The sequence below is a fragment of the Mesorhizobium sp. M7A.F.Ca.ET.027.02.1.1 genome (genome assembly GCF_004022985.1).
Lineage (GTDB): Bacteria > Pseudomonadota > Alphaproteobacteria > Rhizobiales > Rhizobiaceae > Mesorhizobium.
The window spans coordinates 1-6689 of sequence record NZ_RZOL01000347.1 but is presented as its reverse complement, the minus strand read 5'-3'; the positions used below and the strand labels follow the sequence as shown (position 1 = coordinate 6689).

Genomic DNA, 6689 nt, shown 5'->3' with positions numbered 1-6689 from the left:
CGGCGTGCTCGGCATAGGTATGGCCGCCGCCGGTGTAGCCGATCGCCGTCATGCCGGCGGCGACAGCGCCCTGGATGCCGAAGGGCGAGTCCTCGATGACGATGCAGTCAACGGGATTGGCGCCGATCTTGTCCGCCGCGAAGAGGAAGATGTCCGGCGCGGGCTTGCCGTTCTTGACCATCGAGGAGCTGTAGATCGCATCGCCGAAGAAACGCGCCAGCCCGGTCACGGCAAGGCTGTGGTTTATACGCTCGACGGAGGAGGACGAGGCAACGCAGCGACCGCCCGCAAGCGTCTCGAGGAACGCAGCGATTCCCGGTATCGGCTTCAATTCCTGCGAGAACAGCACCTTGGTCTCGGCCCAGATGTCGCCGTCCGCCGCCGCCGGAAACTGGTGCCCGGTCAATTCCCTGATCCTGGCGATGATATCGGACTGCTTCATGCCGATGCATTGGGCGATGATGCTGGTGTTGACACCGGGCATGCCGTGCTTTTCGTAGACGCGCTCATAGGCGCGGGCGGCCAGCGGCTCGCTGTCGACAAGAACGCCGTCGCAATCGAAAATAATAGACCTTGGTCGCGCCACAGTTTCCCTCTCAAGTCAATTTTCGCACATCGCTATCGGCAAAAAGTCAAATGTTCAATAGCGCGTGCGTTTTTGGGGCGCGAAGAGCGGGCTCAAAGCTGGCGCAACGCATCGCTCGCACGGGAAGACCCGAGCGCCCGTTGCATGGCTTGCCGGGACTGTGCGCGATCCGGGGTGATCCAGTTCGGTTCGGCGCCGAGAAAGCGGTCGAGGAAAGCCACCGCATAGGCCGGCATCTCGGTCACATTCTCGCGATAGGACCACCATGTGCGCAAATCGTCGGCGCATTTGTCGATGCCGGGTGCGGTGCCGAATTCCTGCTCGTGGATCGCCGAAATCACCGAGACGCAGTAGTTGGTGTAGAGGAAACCCTCCGGCCAGAAGCGGACGATTTCCAGCGTGCCGGCGTTCGTTTCCGTCTCGATCAGCTGCGTGAGGCTGGAGATTTCCCTGGCCGGCGCCTGTTTTATCAACTCGCGCAGCACGAGGCCGGCGGCAAAGACGATGAAGTCGGCGCGGTCGATCGCGGCGAAGCGCTTCTGCGGCTCCATGATCTCGACCCAGTCGAGAAAGGCCCTGGTGAGCTTTGCCTCGTCGATCTCGAAGCGCACGCCGAACGTGTCCGAGACCACCTTCGCGCTGCCGCGAAAAGTGGCGCGGAACCAGCGCAGCTGCCGCAGCCGATGGCGAAGATCGGGCATCAAGGCCAGTTCGTCCCTGAAGGGCAGATCCATATTCCTCGTATCCTGTTTCCCGGTCAGCCTAGCACAACGGTGGCACGGCCGAAATCGGTCAGCGCCCTTGTGGATGACCGCAGCCGAGGCCAATATCATACATATTGACATTCTCGGAAACAAATGTTCTCACTTTGCTGTTGTCACGCGCCGGTCCAAGGTGCGGTTCAACTGAGGCTTCGGGAGGAGAACCGAATGGCGATTTGGCAGTGGGGACTGCTTCTGCTGGTTATTGTGTGGGCGCTGCAGTCGCTCGGCGTCTGGCTGCAGATGCGGCACTATTCGGATGTCTTCAGGGGCGTCACCGACCAGTACAAGGAGGGCTTCGTCGGAGCCGGCAATTTTCGCGGCCGGTTGGCCAAGGGCACCATCGCGCTCGTCGTGGTGACGCCCGATCTGATCGTGCGCCGCCTGATGGTGATGAGCGGCCGTTCCGTCTTCACCAAGTTCAAGAGACATGAAGAATTCGAGGGTGTTCCCCTCGATAGACTCCGGTCCAACCCTGCAATCATGGGGGAGGGGGAACCCGGTGTGGCCGAGGCCGTGAAACGGGCGATCGAACAGATCGACAAGACACGGTCGGAGCCGGGGAAGAAGCCGGGCCTGTCCGGCTTGAACATAGCAAGGGCTTAGGGCCGGAGAATTTCGGGCTCTAAATCAAAGGGATAGAGGACGCCGCGCACCGACTGGGATCAACCGGCGGGTGGCATAAGGAGGAGAAATGTCTGTATTTTCGTTGTTGGCGCAGCATGCCGACATGGCCGTGCACAATCTGCATGTCGCAGGTGCCATGGTCTCGGATGCCGCATTGCATGGCAAGCTCGCCGTCGAGCATGCCTCCGACCATCTCGTTGTCCTCGCACAAGCGGACAGCGGACCGATCACCGTCGATCAGTTCAAGGAAAAGCTGAAGGACGTCCAGCAGGAAGAGCAGCTCGGCTGGCTGACCGCCATCGGCAAGTACTTCATCGGCATCTTCCAGAAGGGCGGCGAGGTCTTCGCCGGCTTCGTCACCGGCATCATTCCGACGCTGGTGGTGCTGATGACGGCCTTCTACGCCGTCACCGAACTGGTCGGTGAAGAGCGCGTGCATGGTCTGGCGCGCGGCGCCGGCCGGATCGCGCTGACGCGCTACACGCTGTTGCCGCTGCTGGCGGTGTTCTTCCTCACCAATCCGATGGCCTATACGTTCGGATCGTTCCTGGAAGAAAAGCACAAGCCGGCCTTCTATGACGCGGCAGTATCCTATGTGCACCCGCCGCTCGGCCTGTTCCCGCACATCAATCCCGGCGAGTATTTCGTCTGGGGCGGCATTCTCGTCGCGCTGCTGGAGCTGGAAAAGAAGGGCGTCGTCGTCGCCGGCTACCACGTCAAGGTGGCGATCTGGTACGCCATCGTCGGCCTCGTCGTCATCCTGCTCAAGGGCATGCTGACCGAACGCATCACCGCCATCATGGCACGCCGCCAGGGCGTCGAGCTGTAAGGGCAGGGAGGACATCATGGCCAAGACATACAAAGCCGTAAGGATCACCCAGGGCAAAACCGGCTGGGGTGGCCCGCTCGTGATCGAGCCGACCGAACAGCGCAGCAAGATCGTTTCCGTCACCGGTGGTGGCATTCACCCGGTGGCGCAGCTTATCGCCGACATGACCGGTGGCGAGGCCGTCGACGGCTTCAGGGCGCCACCGATCGAAAGCGAGATGGCGGTGGTCGTCGTCGACTGCGGCGGCACCGCACGATGCGGCGTCTATCCGCGCAAGCGCATCCCGACCGTCAATCTGACGCCGGTCGGTCAATCCGGGCCGCTGGCCCAGTTCATCACCGAGGACATCTACGTTTCGGGCGTGAAGCCGGCCAACATCACAATGGCGGACGGATCCGAAACGATCACGACTGCAGGGGGAGCAGCAGCGATGAGTTCAAGCAACAATGCGGCCGCGGCACCACAGCCGCTGCCGAGCGAAGGTGGGCTGATCGGCCTCATCAGCACGATCGGCCGCGTCATGGGACGTATCGTCGGCATCTTCTTCAATGCCGGCCGTCGCACCATCGATCAGGTCATTCGCAACGTGCTGCCGTTCATGGCGTTCGTGACCATGCTCATCGGTCTGATCCTGTATACCGGCATCGGTGATGTGCTGGCGCAGCCGATGGGTCCGCTGGCCAACAACATCGTCGGCCTGCTGATCATCTCGGCGATCTGCGGCCTGCCGTTCCTGTCGCCCATCCTCGGGCCAGGCGCTGTCATCGCGCAGGTCATCGGCGTTGCCATCATCGGCCCGCAGATCGCCAACGGCACGATCTCGCCGGCGATGGCACTGCCGGCGCTGTTTGCCTACAATACCCAGGTGGGCTGCGACTTCGTCCCTGTCGGCCTGGCGCTCGGTGAGGCCAAGCCGAAGACGATCGAAATCGGCGTTCCGGCGGTGCTCATCAGCCGCCAGATCATGGGGCCGGTTTCGGTGCTGATCGCCTGGGTCGTCAGCCTGATCGTGTTCTAAGGCAATTCCGGGAAAAGCGCACAATGCTTTCCCGTGGAAATTGCGTCAAAACAAAGAGATAGAGCGGTTCACCGCTCTAGGGAAAGTTGAGAAAATGAGGTTCGCCATATGACGGTTCTGCTGAGAACACGGGTCACTGCCATCGGCCCAGAAGTGGCGGACCTTGCCGAAGGGGGCGTGGTCATCCTGTTTGCGGATGGCTCGCCGCCGGAGCTTGCCGAGGTTTCGGTGCTCCACAAGGCGGAGCAGGGACCAAGTGACGGAGCGCCCGCCAAGGGCGCTTCGATCACCCTCGGCCCGGTTGCCGCTGTTATTACAGCGGTCGGCTCCAGCGCGTGGAGCAAGGTGCTGGAAATGGGCCATGTCGTCATCTCGTTCAACGGCGCTACCGAGGCCGAGAGGCCGGGCGAGATCTGTGCGTCGCAAGTCGATCCGCTAGCGCTCGTGGCCGCCCTGAAGACCGGCGCGATCATCACCATCGCCGCCTGACGGCATTCGCGCCGCGGCCTATGTTGGGAGCGGCGCCCAAAACCAGAGTATTTGCCATGGAACGCTCGACCATCGTCAGAGTGCATGAAGGTTTGCACGCCCGTCCCGCGACGCGGTTCGTGAAGCTCGCCAAGGGTTTCGAATCCGACGTCGAACTGGTCAAGGACGGCAAGGCGGTCAGTGCCAAGAGTTCGGTCAAGCTGATGCTGCTGGCGGTCAAGGAGAACCAAGAAGTCACGGTGCGGGCGAATGGCGCCGATGCCATCGAGGCGCTCGAGGCGCTGATCGGCTATCTTGAGAATCCGCGGGCCGGCCTCGACGATGAAGCGGAAGCGCAGAGCCCGGCGAACGATGCCGGGCAGGAAGCGGAAGCGGCACCCGCGCGCGGATCCGTGCCGGCGGCACTTGACGGGGCAAACCGCCTGCGCGGCGTGGCCGCCAGCGAAGGTTTCGCCATCGGCCCGGCCTTTGCGCATTTCCCAGCCGATATCGCTGGCCAGGGCCGCATGTTGCAGGCCGAGGAGATACAAGGCGAGATCGACAGGTTCCGCACGGCCGTCGGCGCGGTCCAGGCCCGCATGGATCATGCGTTGGCGCAGGATAGCCTGTCGGCTGGAGACCGCGGCATCGTCGCAGCGCTGCGCGATATCGCCGCCGACGACAGCCTGACCGGCGAGGCCGAGGGCCTGATCAAGGGCGGCAATGACGCGGTCTCCGCCGTCATCACCGCCGCATCCAACATTGCCGCCGAATTCAGCGCGGTCGACGATCACTATCTCAACGCGCGGGCGGACGACGTTCATGCGGTCGGGCGGCAGATCTGCCTCGTGTTGCTGGGGCAGGACGATATCAGCCTCGAAAACATCCCCGAAGGCGCTATCCTGATCGCCGACGACATCGGTGCCTGGGATCTGGCACGCGCGCCGCTGAAGCGTATCGGCGGCGTGGTGTGCGGCCATGGCGGCGCCACCTCGCACATCGCCATCATCGCGCGCTCGCACGGCATTCCGGCAGTGCTCGGCCTCGGCGGCCAAGTCAATGCCTTGCGCACCGCGCGAGAGGTCGCGCTCGATGGCAATGCCGGCCATGTGATCATCGACCCCGACGAGGCGACCCGCGCCGATTTCGCCGGCCGCGTCGAAGCGGCGGCAAAGGAGCGCGCCGGACTGACCATCTTCAAGACGGTGACGCCGAAGCTTGCCGACGGCAGGATCATCGAGGTCGCGGCCAATATCGGCTCACTTGAGGAAATCGAAGCGGCGCAAGAGGCTGGTGCCATGGGCATCGGCCTGTTCCGCACCGAGCTTTTGTTCATGCGCCATATGCATCTGCCCTCGGAAGACATGCAGGCCGAGACCTATGCGGCGCTGGCCAAGGCTTTTGCGCCTTATCCGGTCATTGTGCGCACGCTCGACATCGGCGGTGACAAGCCGATTGCCGGCATCGAATTTCCCGACGAGGAAAACCCCTTCCTCGGCTGGCGCGGCATCCGCATGTGTCTCGACCGGCCCGACATCTTCAAGCGCCAACTGCGGGCGCTGCTGCGCGCCGCCGTGCACGGCAACATCAAGGTGATGCTGCCGATGGTGTCCGACATCTCAGAGGTCAGGCAGACGCGCGTGCTGGTTGACGAATGCACGGCCGAGCTGAAGGCCGAAGGCGTGCCGCACGCGTCATTCGATCTCGGCGTCATGATCGAAACCCCGGCCGCCGTGCTGATCGCCCCGACGTTGGCCAAGGAGGTTGCTTTCTTCTCGATCGGCACCAACGATCTGACCCAGTACATCATGGCCGCCGACCGGCTCAATCCGACCGTCGCCAGGCTCAACGATGTCACCAATCCAGCCGTCATGTCGGCGATCGAAATAACGGCAAAAGCCGGCGTCGCCGCCGGTATCATGGTCGGCATGTGCGGTGAGGCGGCCGGCCGTCCCGATCTCATTGCGACCTTCGTGAAGATGGGACTGACCGAACTCTCGATGAGCCCGGCTTCCATCCAGCGCGCCAAGAAAGCGATCATGGCCATGGCCGCTGAAGGCTAGCCCAGACCGGCTAATTACGGCAGATGGGCAAGCAAGGTGGCGAACACCGGTGTCAGTTCAGCGATCGGGTTTGCCTTGGCGCAGGCCTGAACGATGCGGTCGTGGCGAATATCCGCCGCCAGGATCGCGATCTCCAGCATATCCGGCTCCGGCGCACCGTCGCTGCCGGTGGTCGCCAGGCCGCAGGCCAAAGCGAGCGGCGCCAGGCAGCTTATGTCGAGCGCCCGGCCGGCAATCGCGGCCGGCGTTTCCGGCACGGTCTCGGCAAAGCGAACCGGACGCTGGCTGAGGCACTCGACCAGCAGCGCCGAACAGGTCGCAGCGATTGCCTGCAGTC

7 protein-coding genes and 1 pseudogene are annotated in these 6689 nt (G+C 63.2%); 5 read left to right on the top strand and 3 right to left on the bottom strand.

The window, feature by feature from the left end; all coding sequences use genetic code 11:
- Together EN749_RS27735 and EN749_RS27730 are read right to left on the bottom strand one after the other, a co-directional pair.
- Nucleotides 1–586, bottom strand: a 586-nt coding sequence (locus EN749_RS27735) for an HAD family phosphatase (protein WP_145991025.1), incomplete at its 3' end; no start/stop codon positions are given.
- Between the two features lie 92 nt (nt 587–678).
- Nucleotides 679–1320: a hypothetical protein gene (locus tag EN749_RS27730; RefSeq protein ID WP_127397280.1), complete on the bottom strand. Its 642-nt coding sequence runs from the start codon at nt 1318–1320 to the stop codon at nt 679–681.
- A 195-nt stretch (nt 1321–1515) separates the two neighbouring features.
- On the opposite strand from EN749_RS27730, the gene EN749_RS27725 reads away from it, so the two are divergent.
- The 5 genes from EN749_RS27725 (at nt 1516) to ptsP (ending at nt 6352) form a co-directional block, all read left to right on the top strand.
- A complete protein-coding gene (locus tag EN749_RS27725) occupies nt 1516–1953 on the top strand; it encodes a transcriptional regulator GutM (RefSeq protein ID WP_127809108.1) in 438 nt (145 codons plus the stop codon).
- Nucleotides 1954–2041: 88 nt separating this feature from the next.
- Complete coding sequence (locus EN749_RS27720; RefSeq protein WP_013529328.1) at nt 2042–2803, top strand: PTS glucitol/sorbitol transporter subunit IIC; 762 nt, start codon at nt 2042–2044, stop codon at nt 2801–2803.
- A 16-nt stretch (nt 2804–2819) separates the two neighbouring features.
- Entirely contained in the window at nt 2820–3821 is a 1002-nt protein-coding gene (locus tag EN749_RS27715; RefSeq protein ID WP_127397282.1) for a PTS glucitol/sorbitol transporter subunit IIB, read from the top strand.
- A 108-nt stretch (nt 3822–3929) separates the two neighbouring features.
- Nucleotides 3930–4310 (top strand): PTS glucitol/sorbitol transporter subunit IIA, encoded by a 381-nt coding sequence (locus tag EN749_RS27710; RefSeq protein ID WP_128289989.1) that lies wholly within the window; start codon nt 3930–3932, stop codon nt 4308–4310.
- A 56-nt stretch (nt 4311–4366) separates the two neighbouring features.
- Nucleotides 4367–6352, top strand: coding sequence for a phosphoenolpyruvate--protein phosphotransferase (gene ptsP / locus EN749_RS27705; protein WP_128364357.1), 1986 nt, complete (start codon nt 4367–4369; stop codon nt 6350–6352).
- 14 nt (nt 6353–6366) lie between these two features.
- Here the strand turns inward: ptsP and EN749_RS27700 are convergent.
- A pseudogene (locus tag EN749_RS27700) lies at nt 6367–6689 on the bottom strand (hypothetical protein); the annotation flags it as partial.